The sequence below is a fragment of the Vibrio sp. 11-4(1) genome, from assembly GCF_013048625.1.
GTDB lineage: Bacteria > Pseudomonadota > Gammaproteobacteria > Enterobacterales > Vibrionaceae > Vibrio > Vibrio diabolicus.
In genome coordinates this window covers 52848-79485 of sequence record NZ_VHSY01000007.1, presented here as the reverse complement: position 1 = coordinate 79485, position 26638 = coordinate 52848, and the positions used below count along the sequence as shown (strand labels likewise).

Below are 26638 nucleotides of genomic sequence, written 5' to 3'. Positions count from 1 at the left end.
GGCGGGTGTAACTGTACTGCCATGTTTCACCATAAATAATCTATTCTTACGTTGGTTTCAACAAAATATCCGCGTGTCGCCGCAAGCTGGTCAGATTGTGGGCTGATGTCACTCCTATTCCTCTGATATACTCTCGATAATTTTTCAAACTCAATACCAAGCATGATCGCAAAAACTTTTTCCTCTGATGGCGCGTTAGGTAAGGCCATTCCTGGCTTTCAAGCTCGTCAGCCACAAATCGATATGGCGGAAGCCGTCAGCAGTGCGATCAAAGATCAAACCCAGTTGGTGGTGGAGGCAGGAACCGGAACCGGTAAGACCTTCGCATACCTAGTCCCTGCGCTGTTGAGTGGTAAAAAAGTGATCATCAGTACAGGCTCGAAAAACTTGCAAGAGCAGTTGTACCATCGTGACTTACCGCTTATGGTCAATGCGCTTGGTTTTTATGGCCAAGTGGCGTTATTAAAAGGGCGTTCTAACTATCTGTGTTTGGATCGCTTGAGCCGCCAAATGGTCGAAAGCCATACTAATGAATCTGACCCGACGCTATTAACTCAATTGGTTAAAGTGCGTGCTTGGTCATCAGAAACCAAAACAGGTGACCTTGGTGATTGTGATGATCTGCCAGAAGACAGCATGATCATTCCAACCATCACTTCAACCAATGATAACTGTTTAGGTAAAGAGTGTCCGAGCTACACCGATTGCTTTGTATTGAAAGCGCGTAAGCGAGCCATGGATTCCGACATTGTTGTGGTGAACCATCACTTATTTCTTGCTGACTTAGCGATCAAAGAAACAGGATTTGGCGAACTGATTCCAGAAGCCGATGTGTTTATTTTTGATGAGGCTCATCAGTTGCCAGATATTGCGAGCGAATATTTCGGCCAGTCAGTTTCAAGCCGCCAAATTCACGATCTTGCCAAAGACATTGAAATAGCCTACCGCACCGAAGCCAAAGATATGCGTCAATTGCAAAAAGTGGGCGACAAACTCATGCAAAGCGCAATGGACATGCGGATTGTACTGGGTGAGCCAGGCTTTCGTGGCAACTGGCGTGAGGCGTTGCAATCAGGCTCTATTAAGCGAGAATTATTGCGCTTAACTGATAGCCTCGAATTGGCGATTGATGTTCTCAAAATAGCCTTAGGGCGCAGTCAATTACTGGATACCGCCTTTGAACGAGCCAATTTGATCAAAGGCCGCATCGACCGGGTATGTGATGTCGATATTACTGGTTACTCATACTGGTACGATACCTCGCCTCGTCATTTCGCTCTGCACATTACGCCTCTTTCTGTCGCGGACAAGTTCCATGAGCAAATAGAGATTAAACAAGGCGCGTGGATTTTCACGTCAGCAACTCTAGCCGTATCGGGCGACTTCAAGCACTTTACTGAGCGCCTTGGCCTCAAGCCTACAAAGCAATTTTCTCTGCCGTCCCCCTTTGATTATCAAAAACAAGCGCGCCTTTGTGTGCCAAGGTATCTGCCAGAGCCAAACAGTAACGGCTTAGCGGATAAGTTAGTCCGAATGCTTGCTCCGGTGATTGAAGAAAATGATGGTCGCTGCTTCTTTTTATGTACCTCGCACAGCATGATGCGTGAACTAGGTGAGAAGTTCCGAGAAGTACTTGAGCTGCCTGTGTTAATGCAAGGGGAGATGAGTAAGCAGAAAACCTTGGCGGAGTTTATGGAACTGGGTAACGCTTTACTCGTGGCGACAGGCGCTTTCTGGGAAGGGATTGATGTTAGAGGTGATGCGCTGAGCTGTGTTATTATCGACAAATTACCGTTTACCGCCCCTGACGATCCGTTACTCAAAGCCCGTATCGAGGATTGTCGATTACGTGGCGGTGAACCATTTGCTGAAGTACAAATCCCGGATGCAGTGATTACGTTAAAGCAGGGAGTAGGGCGATTAATTCGAGATCAGAAGGATCACGGTGCGTTGATCATTTGTGATAATCGCCTTGTCACGCGAGACTACGGTGGTATTTTCCTCGGAAGCCTACCACCTATCCCAAGAACGCGAGACTTAGATGGAATCAAAGCATTCCTGAAAGCAGAACAATCTGTCACAGACGCAAGTGCTGAGGCATAACCCAATAAATGAGAGTTGTAGAGAGTTAAATGAGCGCAAAAATTCTTGCTATCGATACAGCGACTGAAAACTGTTCAGTTGCGTTGTTGGCTAATGATCAAGTGATTTCACGTAGCGCGGTTGCACCACGCGATCACACCAAAAAAGTACTGCCAATGGTTGATGAAGTACTCAAAGAAGCCGGCCTGACTCTACAAGAGCTAGATGCGTTAGCGTTTGGGCGTGGTCCAGGTAGCTTTACTGGCGTTCGTATCGGTATTGGTATCGCACAAGGTTTGGCGTTCGGTGCTGACTTACCTATGATCGGCGTTTCAACGCTGGCTGCGATGGCTCAAGGTAGCCATCGTTTACATGGTGTGACCAATGTCGCTGTTGCCATTGATGCACGTATGAGTGAAGTTTATTGGGCGCGCTATTCTCGTCAAGACAATGGTGAATGGGTTGGTATTGATGAAGAGTGTGTTATTCCACCAGCACGTCTAACAGAAGAAGCACAAGCAGACGACAAAACGTGGACGACAGCAGGTACTGGTTGGGATGCATACCAAGAAGTATTAGCAGACCTACCATTTAATTTGACGCATGGCGAGGTTCTGTACCCTGATTCACAAGACATCGTGATTCTTGCTGAACAAGAATTTAAAAAGGGTAATACTGTGCCGGTAGAAGATTCTAGCCCAGTTTATCTACGCGATAATGTGACATGGAAAAAACTTCCTGGTCGCGAATAGTCCGTTTTTCATTAACCTGACAAAAAGCAGGGCGTTTGCCCTGTATTTTTATGGAGTGCTATGGCGTCGATTAATGGCTTGCCTCCTTCTTTGATTCCCGGTGCAAATCGCACTAATAAAGTCAGCAAAAAGAAGCAGGTAGATAAATCACAAACAAAGCAGCCTGTAGGTCAGCCTTCAAAGGTTGCTAACGCTGTGGCGCACTCCATAAAACACGTGGATGAGTCCCAAATTCACCGAGCTCAAGTGCAATATGACCTTCCTGAAGGGAGCGCACGTAAAGCAATGGAGCAGTACATGGATGTCATGAATCGAACTAAAAAAGAGGAACTGGCTCAATTACTTGGTGTCGATATTTACGTGTGAGATCTCCCCAGCTTGGGGTTACTAATATTGAAAGGTGGTTTATGAAGGTTTTTGGACGGTTTTTTCTCGCATTATTTGCTACGGTTGGTTTGTCTGCGTGTAGCTCGTTGCCAGAGGAGTTAAATGCCAGCACAGAACAAGTCGTTACTGATTATAAAGCTTTCGCTGAGTCTCAGGGGCAAGTGAGTGAAGATGTTCGTCTTGGTGGAATCATCGCTAAAGTGGATAACTTTAAAGATAAAACCCGTCTAGAAATCGTAAACCTACCAATCAGTAAATCTGGTAAACCGGATATTGATGAAGAGCCAACGGGACGTTTTGTCGCCTATTTTGATGGCTATTTAGAGCCCGTCGCCTTTAGTGAAGGCCGCTTGTTGACGGTTGTAGGTAAAGGCGCCGGAGAAGAAGAAGGAAAGATTGGTGAGCACGAATACGTATTCCCGATCATTAAGGGGGAAGGGTACCGTTTATGGAAAATTGAAGAACGTGTACGAATGTATGACTCGCCAACCTACTTTTACCCATGTTACTCGATTAACTGCCGCATGTGGCGTAATGATTTCCCACAAGATGGCAAAGTGATCAAACAGGTCAAATAATTTGTGATGCATGAGCGTCAATTCGAGCTTCCTGCCGGAAAAATGGCAGCCCTAGAGATAGGGAACGAAAAAACGGCTGACTTGTCAGTCGTTTTTCTTCATGGGTGGTTAGATAATGCGGGCAGCTTTAAAGCGCTCATGGAGCAGTTGAACCAACTTAATCCTCACTTACACCTCCTTGCTATCGACCATTTTGGTCACGGTTTATCGAGTCATAAATCTCACGATAATTATTACCCCTTTCACGACTATATTGCCGATTTATATCAGTTGTTGGACGAATTATCGCCAAACAGACTGCTATTAGTAGGGCATTCACTTGGTGCTTTAATCGCAAGTTGCTATAGTGCTGCGTTTCCAGAGCAGGTCGAAGCTCTTGTGCAAATTGAGGGAGCAGGACCTCTTACTGAAGATCCTACTAACAGTTTGCCTCGTCTTCGCGATGGCGTTTTAAGTCGAATAAGACAGCAAAACAAGCCAGAGCGAGCCATTGCCTCCTTCGATCTGGCGTTAAAATTACGCGTGCAAGCCAACCAATTAACCGCTGAGCAGCTTCTGCCGATAGTAGAGCGAGGAACGGAGCAGCGAGGAGATAAATGGTATTGGCGGCATGACGCCAAGTTAAAATGTGCGTCGCTTTACCGAATGGCGCAAGCGCATGCTAACTCGATTACCAGCCAAATACGTTGTCCTCATTTGATCGTATTAGGCGATCAAGGATTTCAGAATTTACCATCTAACCAAGCTGATTGGGGAGAGAACCCGCCGCAAGTGGTTTCTGTCAAGGGTGGTCATCACTGTCATTTAGAGCAAATACTCGAGGTCGCAACGCGAATTCTTGGTGTAGTTAACAAAATTTAAACAAGTGTTTGAGAGTTGCGTGCTCAAGCACGTTCGCTGTGCTGTAATAGCTTTCAAAATAAAAAGGACGCTATTTTTTAGCCAGTTATAAACGAGGAGTAACATCGTGGATAAACCATGGCTTTCACGTTATCCAAGTGACGTACCTGAAACCATTAATCCAGAGCAATATGAGTCTTTGGTAGAAATGTTTGAGCAGTCTGTACAAAAATATGCAGACCAACCAGCATTCATGAACATGGGCTCGGTTATGACCTTCCGTAAATTGGAAGAGCGTAGTCGCGCATTCGCAGCGTATCTGCAAAACGAGTTAAAACTGCAAAAGGGTGACCGTGTTGCTCTGATGATGCCAAACCTACTGCAATACCCAGTGGCGTTGTTTGGTATTTTGCGTGCAGGTTGTATCGCCGTAAACGTTAACCCACTTTACACTCCTCGTGAACTTGAGCACCAATTGAATGACTCAGGTGCGACGACGATTGTGATTGTATCTAACTTTGCGAACACGCTAGAACAAATCGTCGATAAAACACCAGTTAAACACGTGGTGTTAACCAGCCTTGGTCAAATGCTGCCACGAGCGAAAGGTACGATTGTCGATTTTGTCGTGAAGTACGTTAAGGGCATGGTGCCTAAGTACGATTTACCTGGTGCAATCTCAATGCGTCAGGCTCTACGTAAAGGTCGTCGTCTACAATACGTTAAACCGTTTATGTCTGGGGATGACATTGCGTTCCTGCAATACACGGGCGGTACGACAGGCGTCGCGAAAGGCGCGATTCTGACTCACCGTAACATGATTGCGAACGTTTTACAGGCGAAAGGTGCGTACGGGCCGGTTTTATCTCCAGGCCGTGAATTGGTCGTGACAGCGCTACCGCTGTATCACGTATTTGCTCTTACCGTAAACTGTTTACTGTTTGTCGAAATGGGTGGCCGTAACCTACTTATTACCAATCCTAGAGATATTCCAGGGTTCGTGAAAGAGCTACAAAAGCATCCGTTTACTGCGATTACGGGCGTGAACACCTTATTTAATGCTTTGATCAACAACGAAGACTTCCACGAGTTGGATTTCAGTAACCTACGTTTAGCCGTTGGCGGCGGCATGGCAGTGCAGCGCTCAGTGGCAGAAAGATGGCAGAAGACCACGGGTTGTTACCTACTAGAAGGTTACGGCCTAACCGAGTGTTCTCCATTGGTTGCGGCATACCCGCATGACCTTGTTGAATACAATGGATCGATTGGCCTGCCTGTGCCATCAACGGAAGTTCGCATTGTGGACGAAGAAGGCAACGCTCTTGCGAATACTGAAACTGGTGAACTTCAAGTTCGTGGCCCTCAGGTTATGCAAGGTTACTGGCAACGACCTGAAGCAACGAAAGATACGATCAACGAAGACGGTTGGTTATCAACGGGCGACATTGTTAAGTTCGATGACGAAGGCTTCTTGCACATCGTTGACCGTAAGAAAGACATGATTCTTGTGTCTGGCTTTAATGTTTACCCGAACGAAATCGAAGACGTTGTAGCGCTACACGGCAAAGTCCTTGAAGTGGCTGCTATTGGTCAACCGCACGAAGTCTCTGGTGAATTAGTGAAGATCTACGTCGTGAAGCGCGACCCGAGCTTGACCAAAGATGAAGTGATTACGCATTGTCGTCAGCACTTAACTGGCTACAAAGTGCCTAAGTTGGTAGAGTTCCGTGAAGACCTCCCTAAAACCAATGTCGGTAAGATCTTGCGTCGTGTTCTGCGTGAAGAGAACGACGCTGAACTCGCGAAGAAAAGCGCATAAGCCGATTTCGTCGAGTCGAGAGATTTAAAAAATGATAGAATGCCAGCGTTTTGCTGGCATTTTTTATAGCGAGAAGTATGTGAATTATCAAATTATTACCAAAAACAAAGACCTAGAAGAAGTTTGCATTCACGCCCGAGAGGCAGATGTAGTGATGCTGGATACCGAATTCGTCCGTATTCGCACTTTCTACCCGCAGTTAGGTCTGATTCAGCTTTTCGATGGTAATCGCCTCTCGCTGATTGATCCGACCGAATTAACGGATATGACGCCGTTCGTAGCGCTATTAAAAGATACTTCCGTGTTAAAAGTGCTGCATGCCTGCGGTGAAGATTTAGAAGTTTTCCAAAATGCATTTGGTTGTACGCCGTTCCCTATGGTAGATACTCAGTTGATGGCGGCCTTTCTCGGTCACGGCCTATCGACAGGCTTCGCATCGCTGGTGGAAGAATATTTAGGCGTAGAGCTAGACAAAAGTGAGTCACGTACTGACTGGATGGCCCGACCGTTGACGCAAAAGCAATTAGATTATGCTGCTGCAGACGTGCATTACTTGTTACCGTTATACGAAAAGCTGCTCGATAAGGTGACGCAAGCAGGTTGGTGGGAAGCCGTACAACAAGAAAGTGATTTGTTGGTTTCAAAACGCATTCGCGTCACTAATGAGGAGAATGCCTACCTTGATATTAAAGGTGCTTGGCAGTTAAAACCTTCTGAACTGGCGATTTTAAAGCCATTGGCGACGTGGCGTTATCGTGAAGCAATCAAACGAGATTTAGCGCTGAACTTTATCTTCAAAGAAGGTGACCTGTTAACAGTCGCTCGTCTTGGTTTAACGAACTTTAAGAAGATGGAAGCGGAAGATATTGATCTTCGAGCGATTAACCGCCATGGCGCGAAGATTGCCGCGATTGTTAAACAAGCGAAGCAAACACCTTCTGAAGAGTATCCGGCGAAAATTGAACGCTTAATGGATTATCCAGGTTACAAACAAGTCTTCAAAAATATGAAAGACATAGTGAAATCGGCGTCGCAGAAGTCTGGCTTAGCGACGGAGTTCCTTGCTTCTAAAAAGCAGATTAATCAGCTGATCAGTTGGGTGTGGAAAAAAGATCGCGATCCAGAAGTGTTGCCTGATTTGATGCAAGGGTGGCGTTTGGATCTACTCGGCGACAAGATGAATAAAGCGTTAAAGTAATGAATGATTAAAAGGTTGGCCTCGGTGCCAACCTTTTTCATTCTAATCTGCGCATTCAACTTCACAAGGAAAAGTGGTTTACTTCTCGTCGTCTGGTAGCTTCACATTGAGCTCAAGAACTGAGATATCGTCGTCTTTGTGCTCAAATGTTAAGTCAACCATATTTGGATCAATTGCCACGTACTTACTGATCACCTTCAAGATGTCCTCTTTCAATTGAGGTAAGTAAGAAGGCGCAGGATCATTTTGACTGCGGCGCTCAGCAACAATGATTTGCAAACGCTCTTTAGCTAGATTCGCAGAAGTTTTCTTCTGTGGACGGAAAAATTCTAATAATGACATGTCTAGCCTCCAAAGAGTCGTTTAAAGAGTCCTTTCTTCTCCTCAGTAAGGAAACGAAATTCAACCTGATTGCCTAATAAGCGATCAACGGTGTCAGAGTAAGCCATACCTGCATCGGTGTTATCGTCAAAAGTGACTGGCACACCTTTGTTTGACGCGTTAAGCACGGCTTGGCTTTCTGGAATCACGCCCAGTAGTGGAATATGTAAGATCTCCTCTACGTCTTCAACGCTTAGCATTTCGCCTTGAGTGACGCGAGATGGGTTGTAGCGAGTCAGTAGCAGGTGCTGTTTTACTGGCTCTAGCCCTTGTTCTGCACGCAGGGACTTAGAATCTAAAATACCGAGAATGCGGTCAGAGTCACGCACAGAAGAGACTTCTGGGTTCGTTGTGACAATGGCTTCATCGGCATAGTACAAGGCCATTAACGCGCCTTGTTCGATACCTGCTGGTGAATCACAAATAATGAAATCAAAGCCCATTTCATCAAGTTCGCCGAATACGCGCTGAACACCATCTTTTGTCAGTGCGTCTTTATCACGAGTTTGAGAAGCAGGAAGAATAAATAGGTTGTCCGTGCGCTTATCTTTGATCAGCGCTTGGTTTAATGTCGCTTCACCGTTAATGACGTTCACAAAGTCATACACGACGCGGCGCTCACAGCCCATGATTAGATCGAGGTTACGCAAACCGATGTCAAAATCGATCACCGCGGTCTTTTTTCCCTTAAGAGCTAGACCAGAGGCGATGGCTGCGCTTGAAGTGGTTTTACCAACGCCACCTTTACCAGACGTTACTACAATAATGCGTGCCATTTTTTTTCCTTTTTAGATTAAATCGCGAGAACTTCTAAATGTAATGATTCATCGGCTTTACTGATCATTACTTTCTTTTGCCAGTACTCGCTTTCAATTTGATCGCTTAACCAGTAGTCACCCGCAATGGATACCAGTTCTGCTTGTAAATCGTGGCAAATAATACGCGCTTCCTGCTGACCACTTGCGCCTGCAATCGCACGGCCTCGAAGTGTGCCATGGATATGAATAGAGCCGTCAGCGATGACTTCAGCACCAGCACTTACGTGCGCTAACACCACCAAATCACCATCTTTCGCGTAGATCTGTTGTCCTGATCGAACAGGCGTGCGAACTACTTTCGTTGGTGCCATTTTGGCTGGCGCCTGGCTTGGTGATTTGCTTGCCGACATAATGGCGAAGCCAGCTTCGGAAGCAAGATTTTGTACACGCTTGTCTTTACAGCCCGTTACACCGACCGGAATAAAACCAGCATCTGAGATGCCTTGTTTAAGCTTAGGGAAATCAATGTCGCCTTGTACTTTTGCTATATTGATTACCAAAGGCGCGGATGCAAAAAAAGAAGGTGCTTGAGAAACTTTTTCTTGCAAAAATTCGACAGTCTTTGCGATCTCATTGTCAGAAAGGTGTAAAACTGACAATGTAAAACTGCTACCTTTAAGGTCTGGTGAATGGGTCATCGTGGACTTCTTGCCTTTATTGAAAGAGCGTTGCCTTAAACTAGGTCTGTCATGTTATATTTCATCCTTTGACGCAGCAAGTTCTCTCGTGGGCAAATAGGTGAATTAATCTCAAATTTGCTATTAAGTTTGCGAGAATTTGACGTTTTCAACCTAATCCGCACTCAACGCGGCTAAATCAGCATAAAAGGCGTGTCATGCTTTGTTCTATTTATAAAAGCTCGAAAAAAGAAGGTACTTATCTCTATATTCCGAAAAAGGATGATTTTTCACATGTTCCTGACACCTTAATGCAGATGTTCGGTAAGCCTATCGCTGTTATGACGATTAAACTTGATGGCCGTAAATTGGCACAAGTTGATATCGAAAAAGTGAAGGCTTCATTGCAAAATGATGGCTTCTTTTTGCAGGTTCCGCCTCCGCCGGAGAACCTACTAGAAAAGTACAAAGAACAAAAAGCCCAGCAAAAAGGCGAATAACGTCATCGTTTTTCATCTGGGGTTTCTGCCTTGCTCAAGGAGGGCAATATGAAAAAAATACTGGCTACCATGCTTAGCGTTGGTGTGTGTACCTCGGCTTTTGCAAGTAGCGAGGGTTTCGATGAATACTTGAATAAACTGCGTGCTGAAGCGCGTGATAAAGGTATCTCAGAGCAGGTCATTAGTGCTGCTTTTGCGAATGTTGAGTACAAGCCTCGAGCAGTAAAAGCGGACCGAAACCAACCAGAGAAGAAACTGACGTTGGATGAATACATTCCTCGCGCGGTGCCTGAATGGAAGGTCAAGCAAGCCAAACAACTCTATAAAGAGCATTACACCGAGCTAAAGCGTATAGGCGATGAGTACGGTGTGCAGCCTCGCTTTATCGTAGCGTTGTGGGGTGTAGAAAGTAACTTTGGTAAATTTACGGGTAACTTCAAAGTGATTGACGCCTTGTCGACAATGGCATTTGAAGGTCGTCGTGAAGAGTTTTTCCGTAAAGAGACCATGTCGGCATTGCAGATCCTCGATCAAGGCCATATTGAACTAGAAAACTTTAAGGGGTCATGGGCTGGTGCGATGGGGCAATGTCAGTTTATGCCAAGCTCTTTTCTTCGTTTTGCCGCTGACGGCAACGGGGATGGTAAAAAAGACATTTGGCAATCTGAAGCCGACGTATTTGCATCAACTGCTAACTATTTGAGCAAGTCCGGCTGGGATGACAAATACACTTGGGGTCGCCAAGTGAAAGTCCCTAAAGGCATTGATCGTAGCTTAGAAGGGCGCACGGCTGAAAAAGGTAAATACCTTCAGGAGTGGAGCAAACTTGGCATCACAAAATACGATGGTAGTCCGTTGCCAAAACTGGATGAAGACATCAAAGCATGGTTGATCATGCCGGACGACGAAAATGGTCGTACGTATCTGGTTTACAATAACTACAACGTACTGATGAAGTGGAACCGCTCTTACTACTTCGCACTCGCCGTGAGTCACTTGGCTGACCGAATCAAATACTGAGCTGTTATCAAATAATCACTTGGCATCCAGTATTCAATATGAGGGCTCTTCGGAGTCCTTTGTTTTTCCTATAATCAAATCGAGGTAAAGCGTGTTATCTGAACGTGCTGCACAAATGGTGATCTTCTCCGCTCTTCTTAAACATAAAAGTTTCACGGCTGCTGCAAAGAGCTTAGGCGTGTCGGTGTCTCATGTGAGTAAGCAGTTGAGTCAGCTAGAGGCGTCTCTTGGTATCAAGCTTGTTCAACGCACTACGCGAAGCTTTACGCCGACTGAGGCAGGAAAAACCTTTTTTCATCACTGTGAGCAAGTGGTACAAGCGGTGAGTAGCGCCACATTAGAGATGGAAACCCAGCGGGATGAAGTGGCAGGCTTAGTGCGTCTTGGTTTGTCGCAATCATTCGGTACCTTGCACATTATCCCAGCGATTCAAGAGTTGCGCGAACTGTATCCTCAACTTCAAGTGGAAGTACATCTGTTTGACTATAAGGTCGATATGTTAGCCGAAGGGCTCGATTTATGGGTAACCAACAACGAGCATTTACCTGAAGGTTACATTGCGCAGCGTTTGACGGATTGCCAGTTTGTTGTAGCGGCATCACCAGATTACTTATTGAAACATGATACGCCAACAGAGCCGGATGACTTGTCTTCTCACAACTGTCTTATATACAGAAGCTGGGAGCGTGACTATACGGGGTGGGCGTTTACTAAAGATCAGCAGGAGTTGAACGTAAAAGTTACGGGCAACTATTCAGTGGATCTGGCAGAAGCCGTTCGGGATGCCGCTATTGCAGGTTGGGGCATTGCCTACCTTGCCACTTACTTACTGGGTGATGAGTTTAGAACGGGTAAGTTAATACAGTTGTTACCGGACTGGAAAGCAAGCCAGTCGATGCCGTTTTATGCGGTGTATCCAAGCCGCCAACATATGCCCAAAAAAATATCCGCAGTGATTAACTTCATCAAACAGAAGATCGGTAACCCGTGTCATTGGGATCAACGTCTAGCGCCTTACATCTCTATTCCTAAGTAACAGGATCAATGACGTTATTGAACGGCACATAAGGTGATTCACTTCACAAAAATTTTTCCAGAACTAGAAACATCTTTTCCATATAGAAATAATAAAAATAAGCAAACGTTTATATTTATATAATTCAATGCCTTATAATTAAGGTTAATTATTGGGCGCTTAAACTTTTCACACTGTTAACATCCTCAACTTGCAGCATTTTGAGTCCACTATACAATCCGGTGCCTTCCATATCCCCCTTCTGTCGGATTCATTTTATGAACTCAATTATTGGTATCGTAGCCATACTATTCGTAGCATGGCTACTTTCTACAAATAGAAAAAATATAAAGCTGAGAACAGTGTCGTTTGCGTTTGCTTTGCAGGTACTGTTTGCGTTGTTGGTTTTATATGTACCAGCAGGACGAGATGCGCTGAATTCAGTGAGCAGCGTAGTGTCGAATTTGATCAACTATGGTCAAGAGGGCATTGCGTTTTTATTCGGTAATTTGGCGACAGGGGGCTTCACCTTTGCGATCAATGTTCTGGGTATCATCGTTTTCTTCTCCTCTCTTATCTCCGGTCTTTATCACATTGGTGTGATGCCAAAAATCATCAACTTTATCGGTGGCGGTATTCAAAAGCTGCTGGGTATCGGTCGCGCGGAGTCTTTGTCTGCAACGGCGAATATTTTTGTTGGCACCATTGAAGCGCCATTGATGGTAAAGCCATACCTAAAGCACATGACCGACTCGCAGTTCTTTGCGGTGATGACAGGTGGTTTGGCTTCTGTTGCTGGTGGAACGTTGGTCGGTTACGCGTCACTGGGCGTTGACCTTAACTACCTGATCGCTGCCGCATTTATGTCGGCACCTGCGGGCTTGTTAATGGCAAAAATCTTAATGCCAGAAGATACGGATAAAGCAGCAGATATCGACATTAGCCAAGTTGAAATTCCACGTGCAACCAACGTAGTAGAAGCATTAGCCGATGGTGCAATGGCGGGTGTACGCATTGCTGTATCGGTAGGTGGTACGCTATTGGCTTTCATCAGTGTCATTGCAATGTTAAACGGCATGCTAGGTTGGATTGGTGATCTTGTTGGGACGCCACTAAGCTTCGAGCTGATCCTAGGTTATGTATTCGCACCTGTCGCTTGGTTATTAGGTGTACCATGGCAAGAAGCAACCACAGCAGGCTCGCTGATTGGTAATAAGATTGTGGTGAATGAGTTCGTTGCCTTCATCCAGCTTGCTGAAGTGAAGTCTCAACTCAGTGAACACTCACAAGCAATCGTGACGTTTGCTTTGTGTGGTTTTGCAAACATCTCAAGCATGGCGATGCTGATTGGTGGACTGGGCTCATTGGTACCTGAAAAGCGTGCATTTGTTTCTAAACATGGTTTCCGTGCGATTATCGCTGGTGTCATGGCGAACTTAATGAGCGCTTCGATTGCGGGCGTGATTTTAAGCCTGTAATTGAAAGAGATACCTAAAATTAGCAAAAAGGCTCCTTGCGGAGCCTTTTTCGTATCTGAAGTTTACGTTATTTGTCTGTGTGGAACTGCTCGCAAGCGAGCATCGTGTTCTCAATTAAGCTTGCGACGGTCATTGGGCCAACACCACCAGGGACAGGAGTAATAAAGCTCGCACTTTCACGTGCTTTATCGTATTCCACGTCGCCAACTAGCTTGCCTGAATCAAGACGGTTAATGCCGACATCGATAACCACTGCACCTTTCTTAATCCACTCTCCAGGGATGAAGTTTGGCTTACCAACCGCAACTACGACAACGTCAGCTTGACGCACATGACTCTCTAGGTCTTTGGTAAAACGGTGACATGTTGTCGTTGTACAGCCCGCAAGCAGCAGCTCAAGTGTCATAGGACGACCAACAATGTTTGATGCACCAACCACAACAGCATGTTTGCCACGAAGCTCTATGTTGTAACGGTCTAGTAGGGTAATGATGCCCTTTGGCGTGCAAGAGCGAAGCTTTGGAATACGTTGTGCAAGACGACCAACGTTGTAAGGGTGGAAGCCATCCACGTCTTTCTCTGGGTGAATGCGCTCTAAAACATGTGTTGTGTCGATGCCCGCAGGAAGGGGTAATTGCACTAGAATGCCGTCAATTTCATCATCGTTGTTTAATTCATCAATCAGCGCTAGTAACTCTTCTTCTGAGCTAGACGCAGGAAGGTCAAAAGACTTAGAAACAAACCCAACTTCTTCACATGCGCGGCGTTTGCTGCCGACATAAACCTGAGAAGCAGGATCTTCACCAACTAGAACCACTGCTAAACCAGGAGCACGTAGCCCTGCTTCAACACGCGCTTTAACACGTGCAGCCACTTCGGAGCGAACAGTTTGGGAAATGAGAGTTCCGTCTATATTTTGAGCAGTCATGACTTTCCTTATAAATTAAGAAGGCAAATTATCTGCGGCGCATTGTCGCAGAATTTCTTATTAACATCCATACGCAAACGTTTGCTTTGTGGTGTTTTTGAACATTAAGCGTTTTGATGGACTTTTTTTAGGCATTCAGATCAGAATGTTATGAAAACCCGTTGATTTACCCGTTTGAACTCGTATAATCCTGTCCCTGTAGCGCGCCCTTAGCTCAGCTGGATAGAGCACGTCCCTTCTAAGGATGTGGTCATTGGTTCGAATCCAATAGGGCGTGCCATTTATTCAAAAGCCCCGATAACTATTTGAGTTGTCGGGGCTTTGTCGATCTTGTCTCAAATGTATTAACTTAGCTCTGTTACATGAGCTTTATTTTGATGCTTAAACTCATGAAAAAAATAATTTTGACTGCATTGATTGTTAGTCTTTTAAGTGGGTGTGTCACACGCAAAGTTCGTGTTTTACCCCAAGCTATAAATATTACCCCAATTACTGATATTGCAATTAAAAACCTTAATTGCAGAATGGTTGACTCTTACACGATCGAGGATGTTCATCCAAACAATGTAGATCGTATACTTAAGAATCAAACTTACGCATCTGGTGGAAACCGATACCATATCGCAACTGTTCTAGATACTAGCCGTGGACGCCCATCTAGTGTTGTTGCGGAGCTTTATGACTGCCAGGTTGCCAAAATCAGTTTAGAAGCTGAGAAAGTTAAATTACTACCTGGTGCAAATGAAGTTCAACCCATCTCGTTTGCAGAAGTCGAAAACAATGAGTGCAAAGTGATTGGAAACAAAGTTGTATCAGAAAGCCAGAAAGGCTCTCTTTTTGATGAGTTGTCTAACCAAGTCTACATGGCGGGTGGTAATCGATATCATGTGACTAATATTATTGAGTCTGAAGGGCAAACTCCAACATCTGTTTCTGCTGATATCTATCGTTGCAAGCACCGTTCAGTTGCCTTCAACTAACAAAAAAGCGCTGGCTAACCAGCGCTTTTGCATTTACTAAGGGCATTACATCTTTTTAAAGATGATGGAGGTGTTGATGCCGCCAAAGGCGAAGTTGTTACTCATCAAATATTTCACGTCCAGCTCTCGGCCTTGTCCGGCAATGTAGTCTAAATCGCCACATTGCTCGTCGAGGTTTTCTAGGTTGAGCGTTGGGTTGAACCAACCCGTGTGCATCATTTCTAAACCTAGCCACGCTTCAATTGCGCCACACGCGCCTAGTGTGTGGCCAAAGTAGCTCTTGAGTGAACTGATTGGCACTTTGCCTAGAGCATTCGCTGTTGCGTTGCTTTCTGCAATATCACCGCGGTCGGTGGCAGTGCCGTGAGCAGATACATAGTCGATCTTCTCAGCAGGAATGCCCGCGTTTTGCAAAGCCATTTCCATGCAGATTTGCATGGTTTCCATCTGTGGTTGAGTGACGTGTGCGGCATCACAGTTGCTGGCAAAACCGATGATTTCTGCATAGATTTTCGCGCCACGAGCGACGGCGTGTTCGTACTCTTCCAGAACCAGCGTTCCCGCACCTTCACCAATCACCAAACCATCGCGATCGGAGTCATAAGGTCTTGGTGTGCTTTTCGGATCTTCATTCTTCAGACTGGTGGCAAAAAGGGTATCGAAGACAGCGGATTCAGTTGGGCACAATTCTTCAGCGCCACCAGCAACCATTACTGTCTGGTAGCCGTGCTTGATCGCTTCGTAGGCATAGCCGATTGCTTGGCTGCCAGAGGTACATGCACTGCTGGTCGGGATCACTCGGCCTTTCAAACCGAAAAATAGACCAACGTTCACTGCCGTAGTGTGCGGCATCATCTGCACGTAAGTCGTTGCGGTGATCGCTTTAGTGGTTTTCTCATTCAGCATGACACCAAATGCGCCGATTGCGTCAGTACTGCCTGTTGATGAGCCGTATGCGATACCCGTTTGGCCATTGGTGAGTACGTCGTTACCAATCAAACCTGCTTGGCTTAGTGCGTTTTCTGTTGCGACGGTCGCCAATTTGGAAACACGCCCCATGCCGCGTACTTGCTTGCGCTTGTAGTGCTTTGGCAGTTCAAAATCTAAAATGGGTGCCGCGAGCTTGGTGTTCAAACCATCATACTGTTCGTAAGAAGGCATGTATTGGGTCGCGTTCTGGCAGTCACGCAGTTTTGGCTCGACAGATTGCCAATCGTTACCAAACGCAGTCACACCCGACATTCCGGTTACAACAACTCGACGGCTCATACTAGGCCTCCGTTTACCGAAATGACTTGGCGAGTTACATAGCCTGCGATGTCAGACATAAGGTAACTGACTAAACCAGCAACTTCTTGTGGCTCTCCCATGCGGCGCAAAGGAATTTGCGGCATCGCGTGTTCTTTTACGTGTTCGTCTACCATGCCTGTGTCGATAAGCCCCGGAGCAACACAGTTGACGGTGATTTTGCGTTTTGCCAGTTCAAGTGCGAGTGATTTTGTTGCACCAATTACGCCCGCTTTCGCTGCGCTGTAGTTAGTTTGACCGCGGTTACCCATTAGGCCAGAGACTGATGCAAGCGTAACAATTCGGCCGCCTTTGCGTTTTTGCACCATTGGCATAACACAAGGGTGAAGAACATTGTAAAAGCTATCTAGGTTGGTATGAATCACGCCATCCCATTCTTCTTCGGTCATCGCAGGGAAAGCGGTATCTTTTGTGATGCCAGCGTTGTTTACGACGCCATAGTAAGCGCCGTGTTCGGCGATATCGGCTTCTAGCTTCTCACGACAATCTGCACGGTCACTGATGTCGAATTGGATAAGACGACCGCTACCACCATGCTGTTCGATGGTGTTTAGGGTGTCTTGCGCGCCTTGTTGATCGCCCATGTAATGGACAATGACTTGGAAATCATCTTTGGCTAATTGAACGGCAATGGCTTTACCGATGCCTTTGCTGGCACCTGTAACGAGGACTTGTCGGGTCATTGTTGACTCCTGATTTTCATTTCTTGTAATTTTTCTTCTGATGGAACGTAAACGTTCAATTGGCAACTCGCTACAACAGTTCCTTGTAGCTCAATACGGGCTGAAAAAACCGCCATACCGTTATCTTCCATAACTTTTTCAGCATACACATCGAGCACCTGTCCGCGAGAAAACGCATCGCATTCAGACGTGTATCGACGGCTACCAAGCAAAAAGCCAATCGGTGGCGCTTGTTCTTTCATTAATGCGTGGTAACCAGACCACGCCGCGACAGATTGCGCCATAAACTCAATGCCAACGTAAGCTGGCACAGTTTGAGAGGCTGAGTCGAAGAACGGGTTGTGTTCTGCGATATCAACCTGGCAGTGAATCGTATCTTGTTGAACATCCAAGGCACGATCGACCAAAATCATTGGTTTGTCGTGTGGCAAAAGTTGTTCGATGGGAGGAAGTTTAGTCATGAGCGTAACCAAAAATAAGACTAATATTATTGCCACCAAAAGCAAAAGAGTTGCTGAGAATCGCTTTGTTACCCAGTTTGGTTGGCGTCTCAACTAACGATATATGGATATCGTCTGCTTTGGTTTCGCAGTGTTGTATTGGCAAATCAAGGTTGTACTTGAGAATATGCCAAGCGATCGCGGCTTCCGTTGCACTTGCAGCGCCTAATGTGTGTCCGGTAAGTGGCTTTGTAGAGCTCACAGGGACGGAGTCACCAAAGCAGCGATGAATGGCTTTGCTTTCCATCGCATCGTTTAACGGCGTTGCTGTGCCATGCGCGTTGATGTAACCAATGTCTTGCGCTGTAAGTCCTGCATTGGCCAACGCTTTTTTCATCGCTTCTTCTGCGCCTAACCCTTCTGGATGTGGTGCGGAAATATGGTGTGCGTCTGAGCTGTCGCCAGCTCCGAGAAGAGCAACGGGCGCAGGTGTTTTGCTTAGCAACATTAATGCTGCGGCTTCGCCGATATTGATGCCGTTGCGATGTTGGTCAAACGGCTTACAAAGGGTATCGGATAGAGCTTCTAAACCGTTAAAGCCGTTTAGCGTTAGGCGACAAATGGTATCCACACCACCTACAATGACCGCATCAACAATGCCAGAGCGAATCAGGCGTTGCGCGGTTAAAAAGACGCGACCACTAGAAGAGCAAGCGGTGGAAACTGAGTAATGTGGGCCGCTCAAATCAAAGTAGGCGGCAATAAAATCGCTGCAGTTGCCAAGCTCTTGTTTGGTGTAATGGTAGTCAGCAGGAAACTTGCCGCTTGCCAGCTTTTCGCTAAATGCGATTTCGCCATCTGAAATGCCAGATGTGCTGGTGCCGATCACGACTGCGATACGGTCACGACCATATTTAGCAATGGCTTCACGCACGTCACTTTCGATTTGCTGCAAAGCCGACAGTGCGAGGCGGTTGTTTCTCGTATCAAATTGGCTGAGTGCGGTCGGTAATTGCGGTAACGTCTGTGCAATTCGACCGATTACGGTTTGGCGGCCTGAATTTAAAATATCTTGGTCAACCACCATGTTGGATGGCTTCGCTCCCGATAAACATTGGTGGATGAGCGCGTCATCTTGCCCCATGGCTGAGTGAAAGCCACAGGCCTGAATATACAAAAGTTGAGAAGAGCGAATAGGCATATTGTTATTCTAAATTGTTCTTAGTTAATCTGATGTTGCAGTGTTTGAATAGAAATTGAAAACTGATGTTTGAGGTGATGAAAATCAATCTTACCCTCTAACTTGTTAGAAGAGCTGTATTGAATCTCAATGATCTTTTCACCGTCGCTATCAAAGATGGCGCGAGAATTATTTTTATCAATAATTCGCCACCTTACCTCATTTAACGATCCTTCCCAAGCGGAACTCGGCCAGAGCGTGATCATCAGGTTAAATAATACCTGTTCTGGCTGCGGTAGCGAACCTTGTAAACCGTTGAGCACTTCGGTTTGAATTTGTTCTCCATCGTAAGACAATGACAGTACTCTTGTCCCCCAGGATGAGAAGCCTGCCAGCACCACTTCGTTGTTGGTTACTTGCAGTTGTACCGGAAGTTGCTCAGATGTGGTTTTACCATCTATTGCCCAAGAAGCCGTAATCAACTGACTGGCAGACAACTGATAGCCCAAGCTTGCGGGAGTGGGCAAGCTAACTTGGGTGTGCTCGGCAATATCGACCTGAGGCGTCGATTGGTGAGGTACCAAGCTACATGCACTTAAAAACAGACTCAGTGCGATTAACGCCGCGCAGCGAAAAGCATGGTTAAAAATCATGACGTCGTTTCCTCTGTTTTAATCGCAATCGGAGAGAGCAGCCAAGCGACAAAAATACCACTTAACACCGTAATGCCAAAACTGTGAATTGCGTGAGTTTGGCTGAGTGACAGCAACCCAAATGACAACACTGTGGTGATTGCCGAAAGGGTGATCGCCAATAGTGTGCTCACACTGCGGGCTTTCTCGGCAAAGAACAGAGTGTAATCGATCCCTATACCAAGAATGAGCACCAAGCCAAGCAAGTTGAACAGGTTTAATGTTGTTCCCATCGCGACAGCAGTTGCCAGACCGCAGGCGCAAGCAATCAATGATGGCAGTAAAACTCGCCAACTGTGTTGCAGACCGTACCGCTTGATTAATACCAGAAAGATCACAGCACTGGCGGCTAGCAATAGCTCCATGATTTTGATTCGGTATTCACCAAATAGGGTGGATATTTCTTCAGCTTTGTTTAGGTAAATAACATCAGACTGTGATTTGGCAAATGCCTTAACAACAGCGGAGTCTTGCAATTGGTTTAGCACCACAGCCGTTGCCGATTTTCCTTTTATCTTACCCAAATGGAGAAAACGTACAGGCGCTGATACCGGGTTTTGCAAGTACTGCTCAACCGTAACAGGGATAAAGTCGGCGTCCATTTTGGGCTTTTTACTTAAGCCCAGCCCGGATGCAAGTGGGCTGGATTGTGTCGCGTAAAGATCGCGAATCAATTGATAGTCTTGTTGCTGACGTTCCACTGAGCTTAAGTAGCGGCTCAGGCTCTGGTAGCTTTCGATGGTGCTGTCCGCTTTCCACGCTTCTAATGTTGGCGTTAAAGACTCCAGCTTTTTCATTAGGTTTTCGTCATCGTCGGCGGTAACGACCAACATTTGCTGCGAAGATTGCATGCCACTGAGCGTCGTAATCAAGGTTTCTTGCTGCTTGAGATCTTTCGGCATCGTTTGCAGCAGACGAATGTCGTCATCGTAGTTCAATTGCAGCAAGAAAAAGCCACTCGCAACCACACATAACATCGGTAATCCGACTTTAATTCGAGGTTGATTCCAAAGCGTTAACCATTTCGCCAACAGTGATTGTCCCGGTAAAGTCGAAATGGAGCGCGATGGGTTACGAGCCAGTATCGGATACCAAGCCACCACTGTGATGTAAGCAGCAATCAGACCAATGGATGAAAACAGCGCAAGCTGCTGCAAACCAGGAAACGGTGCCACTAACATGCCCAAATAGCCGATCAAACTGGTGATTAAGCCCAGTGTGATAGCTATGAAAATATGCTTTAACCCTTGCTCGCTATCCCATTCATTTCCCGCCGCAAGGCGTTCGGTTAGGTAGTGGAATGCGTAGTCGATAGACACACCGATTAAACTTGCGCCAAACACTAAGCTGAACAGATGGACTTTTCCAAAAATCCACGTCGTAACGGACAACGCAACGAGCAAACCAATGGTGATGGAAAACAGTGCTAGGGACAGTGGCACCACACTACGAAAGACCAATACGAACAATGCAATGATACCGAGCAGAGAGAACACACCGATGGTACTGATCTCCGATTTGGCACTTTGCGTACCAAAGTCGGCGTAAAATAGAACGCCAGTATGTGCCACTTCAGCGCCATATTTCTGCGCGACGTTTTGTTCTAGTGCTTGAATATCAGGGACGGCAAGCTGCCCCGTTAGGCTATAAGGCGAGTCTTTTAGCTCGGCAGTAATAAGCAAGTATTGAGCACCGTCTTTTTCGACGGACAGATAGCCGTTATCCAATCGGAAAGAGGACGATTGCTGGGTAACTTGACTTAGATAATCCCGAAATAGCAAGAAAGGGTCATTTTGTAACTCTTGCCCAGTCACCCCAGAAAACGGGTTGTACAGAGACTGAATCACATGCTGCACTTGCTGTTCTGGATTTTGGCTTAAACGCTCTCGTTGTTCAGGTGTCAGCAATTGGAAGCGGTGCTTAAAGTAGTAACTTGCCCAAGCTTGCTGTTCTTGAGGTGAGATTTTTCCCACCACATCGCGAAAATGATTACTCTGACGCAACCCCTTATCAAATTCAGCGGCCGCTGCAAAAAGGGCGTTTTTGTCCGGCGCTGTGATCACGAAAATGACTTTGTCGCTCATACTTGCCGAGACCGACTCAAAGGCTTGCTCAGCCACCGGGTTTTGCTGGTTCTTCGGCAGCAGTTTTAAAATGTTGGTCTCAATCGGAGATTCTGCACTCCAAACCCATTGTTTGAGTAGCAACGCGCCCGCTAAAACAACGAGATTGAGCCAAACCAGAGCAAAGGTATGAGTGCCAAGACTGAGTTTAGAAACGGAATTGAGCGTCTTCGGCATCCGTGAGTTCCTGAGGTAGAGAGGTCTGGTTCGTAAACGTGATTTCGGTCTTATCGCCACGCAGCTCTTGTAGGGTTAGGCGATCAATGTGCGTTTTACCTGAAAGGGTGATGGCTTTAAACACCGCATTTAATGGCGACTGTTTTGGCTCTAAAATGAGCTGCCACTGATTGTTCTCAACTGAAAAATCGAGTGTGAATTGTTCTTGCAGTGCAGAAGTATCCCCGTGGAACACGGATAAAAACACATGGCTAAAGTAGAACGCCATTGGGTTTTCTTGTGCAGAGATCGTTTTCGGTGCTTGGTCGGCAAAAGTCTGACGAAGTTTGTTTTCCGTCAATACCAAATTGACTGCGAAAGGTTCTGTTTGTTGCCACAACAAGCCATGTGTTTTGCTCAGTGTGAACTGACCTTTAGAGGTTAGAGGTTGACTGAACATTTCCAGATGACGCTGCTGCGTAAAATCTCCGCGTACGATTTCATGCTGAGACAACTGCTGCTGAAGCGATGCCAAATCCGTTACGTTTGCAGTCGGTGTGGCCAGTGCTGGAACAGAAAATATCAGCAAAAAAGAGAGTAACCACTTTTGCATTAGTTCAGGCTCCCATGGTTGTGCCATTGCTCTACTTTATCTAAAAAAACAGCTGGAGAAACAAAGCACATCTCTTGCTTTTCAATGGATACGGCGACTTGCGTTGTATGCGCTTTGCACATACGTTGATTCGTTTCGGCGTCGTAAATCACGTAATCCACACGTAAGCGGTTTTCCCACTCAGTGAGTTGCGCGGTAATGCGAATGGTGTGATTAAACGGAATCGCCTTCACGTATTTAACGCGCGTGTCGATGATCGGCCACATGTACCCAGAGTCTTGCATATCGCGATAGCTGTATTGGAGCTTCTCCATCAGCACACGACGTGCTTCTTCAAAATATCGAAAGAAGTTGCCGTGATAAATCACGCCCATCGGGTCAGCATCTTGGAATGAGGTGACTATAGTCACCTCCGCTTCTAATGGGTAGAGAACCTGCTCTTGCATTATACCTCCGCGTAGAGTGGCCAATGACGTTGCTGAATGCGTTCAATAAAATGACGCAAATCTTGTTCTAACGGGCGATCTTCAATCACAAATTCAAACTCGCTCAGTACGGCGTCACGAATTACTCGCAAACTCTGACTCATGTGGTGTTCGTCCAATTCGTTATGACGACGACGAATCTCAATCGCTTGAACGCTTGCTAGGAGTGAAGCCGCAGCAACTTGCTCTGTTAACTCAAGTACGCGTAGGCAATCACGAGCTGCAATGGTGCCCATGCTCACTTTGTCTTGGTTGTGACATTCGGTTGAGCGAGAAAAAACGCTCGCTGGCATGGTGTTTTTTAACGCTTCTGCCGTCCAAGCTGAGATACCAATCTGAACCGCTTTAAAGCCGTGGTTGATCGGTTTTCGCTCGCCTTCTGCACCAGTTAAGTTAAACGGCAGGCCGTTATTGAACTTGTAATCCATCAGTTGCGCCATCTGACGGTCCAGCAAATCAGCTAAGTTGGCAATGTTCGCTTTCAACGTATCCATCGCCATTGCGATATGACCACCGTAGAAGTGACCGCCGTGCAGAACGCGCTCGTTGTCGCCATCGATAATTGGATTGTCGTTGGCACTATTTAGTTCATTCTCAATCAATTGACGTAGCCAAGGCAGTGAGTCTTGCACCATGCCAATTACGTGTGGCGCACAACGCAGCGAGTAACGATCTTGCAGTCGGTCGCTATTGCGTGGCGGACGTTCAGCATTGAGATCATCACGCAGCCAAGCCGCAACTTGCTGTTGACCAGGGTGAGGTTTTACCGCAAACAATGCTTCATCAAAGTGGAAGTCATTACCTTGCATACCCACAGAGACCATCGCGGTAATCTTGGTGCAAAGCTGCGCTAGGTATTCTGCGCGTTTGTAGGCAAGACAGGCGAGGGCAGTCATCACGGATGTACCGTTCATTAACGCCAAACCTTCTTTTGGTTTTAGGCGAATTGGCTCAATGCCCAGCTCTGCAAACACTTCTTGTGTTGGTCGCACATCGCCTTTGTAAAGCACTTCACGCTCGCCAATTAAGGTCGCCGCTAGGTACGACAGAGGCGTCAAATCGCCACTTGCGCCCACCGAGCCTTCCTGTGGAATACGCGGCGCAATGTCGTGATTGATAAGCGTAACGATTTGGTTCAACAGATCGTGAGACACGCCAGATACGCCTTGCGACAATGAACATAAACGTGTTGCCAACACCGCGCGAGCTTGTTCATGAGAAAGGATTTGACCTAAGCCACAGCCATGGAAGCGTGTAAGGTGCAACGGAAGTTCATCTACAAGCGCGGGTGGAATCGCCACAGTGCATGAATCGCCGTAACCCGTGGTCACGCCGTAAATAACGCCTTCTTCTTTCAGTAATCGTTCCAGAAACGCCACGCCACGATCGATTTTCGCGGTAAATTCTGGCGAGGTGTTCATGTTTGCCTTTGCACCTTGAGCAATGGCAACGACATCTTCGATGGTTAAAGATTGGGCACCAAAAGTGATGTTGTGATTATTGTTGTTTGTCATGTGGCTGATTACTTAAAGTCCAGAAGTTAAAAAAGTTGTACCACTGTAACGGCGCTTGCAGTGTGTGGTGTTCTAATCTTTGTGCGTACTGTTGAACAACGTGTTCTAGTGCCTGCTGACGCTCCTTGCGCGGTAGCGTGATTTGGTCACTAAAGTGTTCAAAGTACACATTAAAATGCGGAGTGTTTGCTTCGTCGTCGCGTAGGCCGAAGAGTAGGTAAACCGGCGCTTTTAATACCGAGGCCAGCATGAATGGGCCTTGCGGGAATGGTGCAAGTTTACCAAGAAAATCTGCCCAAACGACACGATTTTCTTTGCTGGTGGAAGTGCGATCGCCAACGATCACTACCCATTCGCCTTGCTCGATTTTTTGTTGAAGCAGAATCGCGGTGTCTGGTCCCATTGAGCTGACTTGAATCAGATTCAGTTCCGAATTTGGGTTTACCGCCTTCATTACCGCATTAAATTGTTCAGCGTGTTGGGTAAATACCAAGGCATTGATTTTGACATGAGAGTGTCGACGACCAAGCGCGCGGCAGAGTTCGATATTACCAAGGTGCGAGCCTAAAATGAGCACGCCTTGTTTTTTCTGCGCCATCTCTTCGAAATGATGCTGGCCGTGAATGGTTAGGTTATCGACGTTAAAGTCACCTTGCCATGCTGCCAGTTTGTCGAGCATGGTACGCCCAAAAGAAAGCAGATGATGATAGCTGTCCAACTGTTTTGGCAGTGGGATGTTCTGCTGCGTTGCGTAGTGCTGTAAGTTGTTCAGGTAAATCTCAGACGCTTCGCGGGCAGATTTACCCGTGAAGTGGTAGTAGCGCATGACTAACTTCAAAATCAGGTCGAACGCTTTTCTGCCGAACAAGCGGTATACCGCGAGTAAGGTTTTGATGCCTAAAATTGTGCCTTGTTCTTTTCGTTTCGACCAGTGGGCATTGCTGTCGTCTGCGTGATGGCGCTTTCTGGCGAGTAGCGAAGGGATGCGCGGCAACATGCCAAAAAATAGGCGAGTGTGCATCCAGCTTATCTTGACGTTATCCCACAATGCGTCGAAGTGGGAAATGCCACCTTCAGGGTAGATCACGCGCGTTGGAACAAAATCAATATCGACGCCTTCCCAGTACATTCGCACCAGAATTTCGATATCAAAATCCATGCGTTTGCCGATGTTGTACTTGTTCAACACGGCGACCGTTTTCGCCACTGGGTAGGCGCGAAAACCGCACATGCTGTCTTTGATAGACAGTGACAAGGTTTCTATCCACACCCAAATGTGCGTAGCGTAGCGACCATACAAACGGGATTTAGGTACGCTCTCGTCGTATATCGGTTGGCCCGAAATCAGGTTATCTGGTTTTGTTTCGCTGGCGCTGAGCAATTTCGGCAATGCTTCTAGGTCGTGTTGACCGTCTGCGTCTATTTGAATGGCGTGCGTAAAACCAAGCTGGTGAGCGTTATGTAGGCCAGCCATCACCGCGCCACCTTTACCTTGATTTTCGCTCAAACTAATCAGTTTTATCAGTCCTTGCTCACTCAAAGCTGAAAGCGCTTGTTTGGTGTCTTCATTGCTGCCGTCGTCCACGACCAGCACTGGCAAAGCGAAAGAGGATAACGACGCAAGCACGTCTGCAATTGTGCTGCCGTGGTTGTAGCAAGGAATTAAAAAGCAGGGACGGTAATCACTCACGTGACTCACCCAGTTTCATTTTGCCTGACGAGTGAGTCACCAAGGTTTCACCGTTTTTCGATGTGTACTTAAAGGTCAATTTCTCGCGCTCATTGTCCCAAGAGAGTGAGAGACAAACGTCGGCGTTTGGCAGAATCGGCTCTTGAAATTTGATGACTTCCATTCCTTTAAATACCTTGGGGGTGTTCAAATATTGAACGGCGTAGAACAACGCCCAGTCAATTTGAGTGACGCCGGGTAAAAGAGGAAAGTGACTGAAATGACCTTGGAAATCTAAGATGTCAGCATCCACACGCAGCGACAGCTCCGCGGTGTGGTCACTCACTTCAATATTCTGAATAGTTGGTTTTCTTTTTTCCAT

General features: G+C 46.5%; 27 protein-coding genes and 1 tRNA gene. 13 read left to right on the top strand and 15 right to left on the bottom strand.

Annotation, left to right across the window (positions count from 1 at the left end):
* The first annotated feature begins 162 nt into the window (after positions 1-162).
* The 7 genes from FKN16_RS15225 to rnd all read left to right on the top strand — a co-directional run bounded on the left by FKN16_RS15225 (position 163) and on the right by rnd (position 7656).
* Positions 163-2103 carry an ATP-dependent DNA helicase gene (locus tag FKN16_RS15225; RefSeq protein WP_005382210.1) on the top strand — a complete coding sequence of 647 codons (1941 nt, stop codon included), beginning with the start codon at positions 163-165 and terminating at the stop codon, positions 2101-2103.
* Positions 2104-2132: 29 nt separating this feature from the next.
* Positions 2133-2834 (top strand): tRNA (adenosine(37)-N6)-threonylcarbamoyltransferase complex dimerization subunit type 1 TsaB, encoded by a 702-nt coding sequence (gene tsaB / locus FKN16_RS15220; protein ID WP_170903052.1) that lies wholly within the window; start codon positions 2133-2135, stop codon positions 2832-2834.
* A 60-nt stretch (positions 2835-2894) separates the two neighbouring features.
* On the top strand, positions 2895-3200 hold the full coding sequence (locus FKN16_RS15215; protein WP_005396047.1) for a hypothetical protein: 306 nt from the start codon (positions 2895-2897) through the stop codon (positions 3198-3200).
* 41 nt (positions 3201-3241) lie between these two features.
* Entirely contained in the window at positions 3242-3799 is a 558-nt protein-coding gene (locus tag FKN16_RS15210) for a Slp family lipoprotein (protein ID WP_170903051.1), read from the top strand.
* A gap of 6 nt (positions 3800-3805) precedes the next feature.
* Positions 3806-4660 carry an alpha/beta hydrolase gene (locus FKN16_RS15205; RefSeq protein ID WP_170903050.1) on the top strand — a complete coding sequence of 285 codons (855 nt, stop codon included), beginning with the start codon at positions 3806-3808 and terminating at the stop codon, positions 4658-4660.
* Positions 4661-4766: 106 nt separating this feature from the next.
* Complete coding sequence (gene fadD, locus FKN16_RS15200; RefSeq protein WP_005396044.1) at positions 4767-6458, top strand: long-chain-fatty-acid--CoA ligase FadD; 1692 nt, start codon at positions 4767-4769, stop codon at positions 6456-6458.
* 79 nt (positions 6459-6537) lie between these two features.
* A complete protein-coding gene (rnd, locus tag FKN16_RS15195) occupies positions 6538-7656 on the top strand; it encodes a ribonuclease D (protein WP_074191304.1) in 1119 nt (372 codons plus the stop codon).
* Positions 7657-7734: 78 nt separating this feature from the next.
* Here rnd and minE read toward each other — a convergent pair whose 3' ends face one another.
* From minE to minC, 3 genes are read right to left on the bottom strand one after another with little or no spacing between them, the layout of a single operon-like run.
* Positions 7735-7998: a cell division topological specificity factor MinE gene (minE, locus tag FKN16_RS15190; protein WP_005396037.1), complete on the bottom strand. Its 264-nt coding sequence runs from the start codon at positions 7996-7998 to the stop codon at positions 7735-7737.
* A gap of 2 nt (positions 7999-8000) precedes the next feature.
* Complete coding sequence (minD, locus tag FKN16_RS15185) at positions 8001-8813, bottom strand: septum site-determining protein MinD (protein WP_005388331.1); 813 nt, start codon at positions 8811-8813, stop codon at positions 8001-8003.
* A 17-nt stretch (positions 8814-8830) separates the two neighbouring features.
* Positions 8831-9493, bottom strand: a complete 663-nt coding sequence (minC, locus tag FKN16_RS15180; RefSeq protein WP_005382304.1) for a septum site-determining protein MinC — start codon at positions 9491-9493, stop codon at positions 8831-8833.
* Positions 9494-9690: 197 nt separating this feature from the next.
* Between minC and FKN16_RS15175 the strand changes: the two genes are divergently transcribed.
* The 4 genes from FKN16_RS15175 to FKN16_RS15160 all read left to right on the top strand — a co-directional run bounded on the left by FKN16_RS15175 (position 9691) and on the right by FKN16_RS15160 (position 13485).
* Positions 9691-9972, top strand: a complete 282-nt coding sequence (locus tag FKN16_RS15175) for a YcgL domain-containing protein (protein WP_170903049.1) — start codon at positions 9691-9693, stop codon at positions 9970-9972.
* Between the two features lie 48 nt (positions 9973-10020).
* Positions 10021-10992 (top strand): lytic murein transglycosylase, encoded by a 972-nt coding sequence (locus FKN16_RS15170; protein WP_109168607.1) that lies wholly within the window; start codon positions 10021-10023, stop codon positions 10990-10992.
* A 91-nt stretch (positions 10993-11083) separates the two neighbouring features.
* On the top strand, positions 11084-12028 hold the full coding sequence (locus FKN16_RS15165) for a LysR family transcriptional regulator (RefSeq protein ID WP_170903048.1): 945 nt from the start codon (positions 11084-11086) through the stop codon (positions 12026-12028).
* A 257-nt stretch (positions 12029-12285) separates the two neighbouring features.
* Positions 12286-13485, top strand: coding sequence for a NupC/NupG family nucleoside CNT transporter (locus tag FKN16_RS15160; protein ID WP_031780514.1), 1200 nt, complete (start codon positions 12286-12288; stop codon positions 13483-13485).
* A gap of 67 nt (positions 13486-13552) precedes the next feature.
* Here the strand turns inward: FKN16_RS15160 and folD are convergent, their stop codons facing one another.
* Positions 13553-14413 carry a bifunctional methylenetetrahydrofolate dehydrogenase/methenyltetrahydrofolate cyclohydrolase FolD gene (folD, locus tag FKN16_RS15155; RefSeq protein WP_005396027.1) on the bottom strand — a complete coding sequence of 287 codons (861 nt, stop codon included), beginning with the start codon at positions 14411-14413 and terminating at the stop codon, positions 13553-13555.
* A gap of 203 nt (positions 14414-14616) precedes the next feature.
* On the opposite strand from folD, the gene FKN16_RS15150 reads away from it, so the two are divergent.
* Positions 14617-14693: transfer RNA gene (locus FKN16_RS15150), tRNA-Arg, on the top strand.
* Between the two features lie 109 nt (positions 14694-14802).
* Complete coding sequence (locus FKN16_RS15145) at positions 14803-15393, top strand: membrane lipoprotein lipid attachment site-containing protein (RefSeq protein WP_114322627.1); 591 nt, start codon at positions 14803-14805, stop codon at positions 15391-15393.
* A 45-nt stretch (positions 15394-15438) separates the two neighbouring features.
* Here the strand turns inward: FKN16_RS15145 and FKN16_RS15140 are convergent, their stop codons facing one another.
* Genes FKN16_RS15140 through FKN16_RS15090 form a run of 11 tightly spaced genes read right to left on the bottom strand, consistent with a single transcriptional unit; the run spans position 15439 to position 26638 of the window.
* Positions 15439-16662 (bottom strand): beta-ketoacyl-ACP synthase, encoded by a 1224-nt coding sequence (locus FKN16_RS15140; RefSeq protein ID WP_025508283.1) that lies wholly within the window; start codon positions 16660-16662, stop codon positions 15439-15441.
* Positions 16659-17384: a 3-oxoacyl-ACP reductase FabG gene (fabG, locus tag FKN16_RS15135; RefSeq protein ID WP_170903047.1), complete on the bottom strand. Its 726-nt coding sequence runs from the start codon at positions 17382-17384 to the stop codon at positions 16659-16661. Before fabG ends, FKN16_RS15140 begins: the two co-directional genes overlap by 4 nt.
* Positions 17381-17845, bottom strand: a complete 465-nt coding sequence (locus tag FKN16_RS15130; protein WP_170903046.1) for a hotdog family protein — start codon at positions 17843-17845, stop codon at positions 17381-17383. Before FKN16_RS15130 ends, fabG begins: the two co-directional genes overlap by 4 nt.
* Positions 17838-19025 carry a beta-ketoacyl-[acyl-carrier-protein] synthase family protein gene (locus FKN16_RS15125; RefSeq protein ID WP_170903045.1) on the bottom strand — a complete coding sequence of 396 codons (1188 nt, stop codon included), beginning with the start codon at positions 19023-19025 and terminating at the stop codon, positions 17838-17840. The genes FKN16_RS15130 and FKN16_RS15125 overlap by 8 nt, the downstream gene beginning before the upstream one ends.
* 20 nt (positions 19026-19045) lie before the next feature.
* Positions 19046-19657, bottom strand: a complete 612-nt coding sequence (locus tag FKN16_RS15120; protein ID WP_170903044.1) for a DUF3261 domain-containing protein — start codon at positions 19655-19657, stop codon at positions 19046-19048.
* Entirely contained in the window at positions 19654-21996 is a 2343-nt protein-coding gene (locus FKN16_RS15115; protein WP_170903043.1) for an MMPL family transporter, read from the bottom strand. Before FKN16_RS15115 ends, FKN16_RS15120 begins: the two co-directional genes overlap by 4 nt.
* Positions 21968-22588: an outer membrane lipoprotein carrier protein LolA gene (locus FKN16_RS15110; RefSeq protein ID WP_170903129.1), complete on the bottom strand. Its 621-nt coding sequence runs from the start codon at positions 22586-22588 to the stop codon at positions 21968-21970. Before FKN16_RS15110 ends, FKN16_RS15115 begins: the two co-directional genes overlap by 29 nt.
* Positions 22588-23034 (bottom strand): acyl-CoA thioesterase, encoded by a 447-nt coding sequence (locus tag FKN16_RS15105; protein ID WP_170903042.1) that lies wholly within the window; start codon positions 23032-23034, stop codon positions 22588-22590. The genes FKN16_RS15110 and FKN16_RS15105 overlap by 1 nt, the downstream gene beginning before the upstream one ends.
* A complete protein-coding gene (locus tag FKN16_RS15100; protein ID WP_170903041.1) occupies positions 23034-24587 on the bottom strand; it encodes an aromatic amino acid ammonia-lyase in 1554 nt (517 codons plus the stop codon). The genes FKN16_RS15105 and FKN16_RS15100 overlap by 1 nt, the downstream gene beginning before the upstream one ends.
* The gene (locus FKN16_RS15095; RefSeq protein WP_170903040.1) at positions 24571-26277 is read right to left on the bottom strand and encodes a glycosyltransferase family 2 protein; all 1707 of its coding nucleotides are present in this window, start codon (positions 26275-26277) and stop codon (positions 24571-24573) included. Before FKN16_RS15095 ends, FKN16_RS15100 begins: the two co-directional genes overlap by 17 nt.
* Complete coding sequence (locus tag FKN16_RS15090; RefSeq protein ID WP_005460551.1) at positions 26270-26638, bottom strand: 3-hydroxyacyl-ACP dehydratase; 369 nt, start codon at positions 26636-26638, stop codon at positions 26270-26272. The genes FKN16_RS15095 and FKN16_RS15090 overlap by 8 nt, the downstream gene beginning before the upstream one ends.

Excerpts from the sequence above, each read along its gene's own strand:
- FKN16_RS15225 (WP_005382210.1), top strand. The coding sequence starts at position 163 with ATGATCGCAAAAACTTTTTCCTCTGATGGCGCGTTAGGTAAGGCCATT.
- tsaB (WP_170903052.1), top strand. The coding sequence starts at position 2,133 with ATGAGCGCAAAAATTCTTGCTATCGATACAGCGACTGAAAACTGTTCA.
- FKN16_RS15215 (WP_005396047.1), top strand. The coding sequence starts at position 2,895 with ATGGCGTCGATTAATGGCTTGCCTCCTTCTTTGATTCCCGGTGCAAAT.
- FKN16_RS15210 (WP_170903051.1), top strand. The coding sequence starts at position 3,242 with ATGAAGGTTTTTGGACGGTTTTTTCTCGCATTATTTGCTACGGTTGGT.
- FKN16_RS15205 (WP_170903050.1), top strand. The coding sequence starts at position 3,806 with ATGCATGAGCGTCAATTCGAGCTTCCTGCCGGAAAAATGGCAGCCCTA.
- minE (WP_005396037.1), bottom strand. The coding sequence starts at position 7,998 with ATGTCATTATTAGAATTTTTCCGTCCACAGAAGAAAACTTCTGCGAAT.
- minD (WP_005388331.1), bottom strand. The coding sequence starts at position 8,813 with ATGGCACGCATTATTGTAGTAACGTCTGGTAAAGGTGGCGTTGGTAAA.
- minC (WP_005382304.1), bottom strand. The coding sequence starts at position 9,493 with ATGACCCATTCACCAGACCTTAAAGGTAGCAGTTTTACATTGTCAGTT.
- FKN16_RS15175 (WP_170903049.1), top strand. The coding sequence starts at position 9,691 with ATGCTTTGTTCTATTTATAAAAGCTCGAAAAAAGAAGGTACTTATCTC.
- FKN16_RS15170 (WP_109168607.1), top strand. The coding sequence starts at position 10,021 with ATGAAAAAAATACTGGCTACCATGCTTAGCGTTGGTGTGTGTACCTCG.
- FKN16_RS15160 (WP_031780514.1), top strand. The coding sequence starts at position 12,286 with ATGAACTCAATTATTGGTATCGTAGCCATACTATTCGTAGCATGGCTA.
- folD (WP_005396027.1), bottom strand. The coding sequence starts at position 14,413 with ATGACTGCTCAAAATATAGACGGAACTCTCATTTCCCAAACTGTTCGC.
- FKN16_RS15145 (WP_114322627.1), top strand. The coding sequence starts at position 14,803 with ATGAAAAAAATAATTTTGACTGCATTGATTGTTAGTCTTTTAAGTGGG.
- FKN16_RS15140 (WP_025508283.1), bottom strand. The coding sequence starts at position 16,662 with ATGAGCCGTCGAGTTGTTGTAACCGGAATGTCGGGTGTGACTGCGTTT.
- fabG (WP_170903047.1), bottom strand. The coding sequence starts at position 17,384 with ATGACCCGACAAGTCCTCGTTACAGGTGCCAGCAAAGGCATCGGTAAA.
- FKN16_RS15130 (WP_170903046.1), bottom strand. The coding sequence starts at position 17,845 with ATGACTAAACTTCCTCCCATCGAACAACTTTTGCCACACGACAAACCA.
- FKN16_RS15125 (WP_170903045.1), bottom strand. The coding sequence starts at position 19,025 with ATGCCTATTCGCTCTTCTCAACTTTTGTATATTCAGGCCTGTGGCTTT.
- FKN16_RS15120 (WP_170903044.1), bottom strand. The coding sequence starts at position 19,657 with ATGATTTTTAACCATGCTTTTCGCTGCGCGGCGTTAATCGCACTGAGT.
- FKN16_RS15115 (WP_170903043.1), bottom strand. The coding sequence starts at position 21,996 with ATGCCGAAGACGCTCAATTCCGTTTCTAAACTCAGTCTTGGCACTCAT.
- FKN16_RS15110 (WP_170903129.1), bottom strand. The coding sequence starts at position 22,588 with ATGCAAAAGTGGTTACTCTCTTTTTTGCTGATATTTTCTGTTCCAGCA.
- FKN16_RS15105 (WP_170903042.1), bottom strand. The coding sequence starts at position 23,034 with ATGCAAGAGCAGGTTCTCTACCCATTAGAAGCGGAGGTGACTATAGTC.
- FKN16_RS15100 (WP_170903041.1), bottom strand. The coding sequence starts at position 24,587 with ATGACAAACAACAATAATCACAACATCACTTTTGGTGCCCAATCTTTA.
- FKN16_RS15090 (WP_005460551.1), bottom strand. The coding sequence starts at position 26,638 with ATGGAAAAAAGAAAACCAACTATTCAGAATATTGAAGTGAGTGACCAC.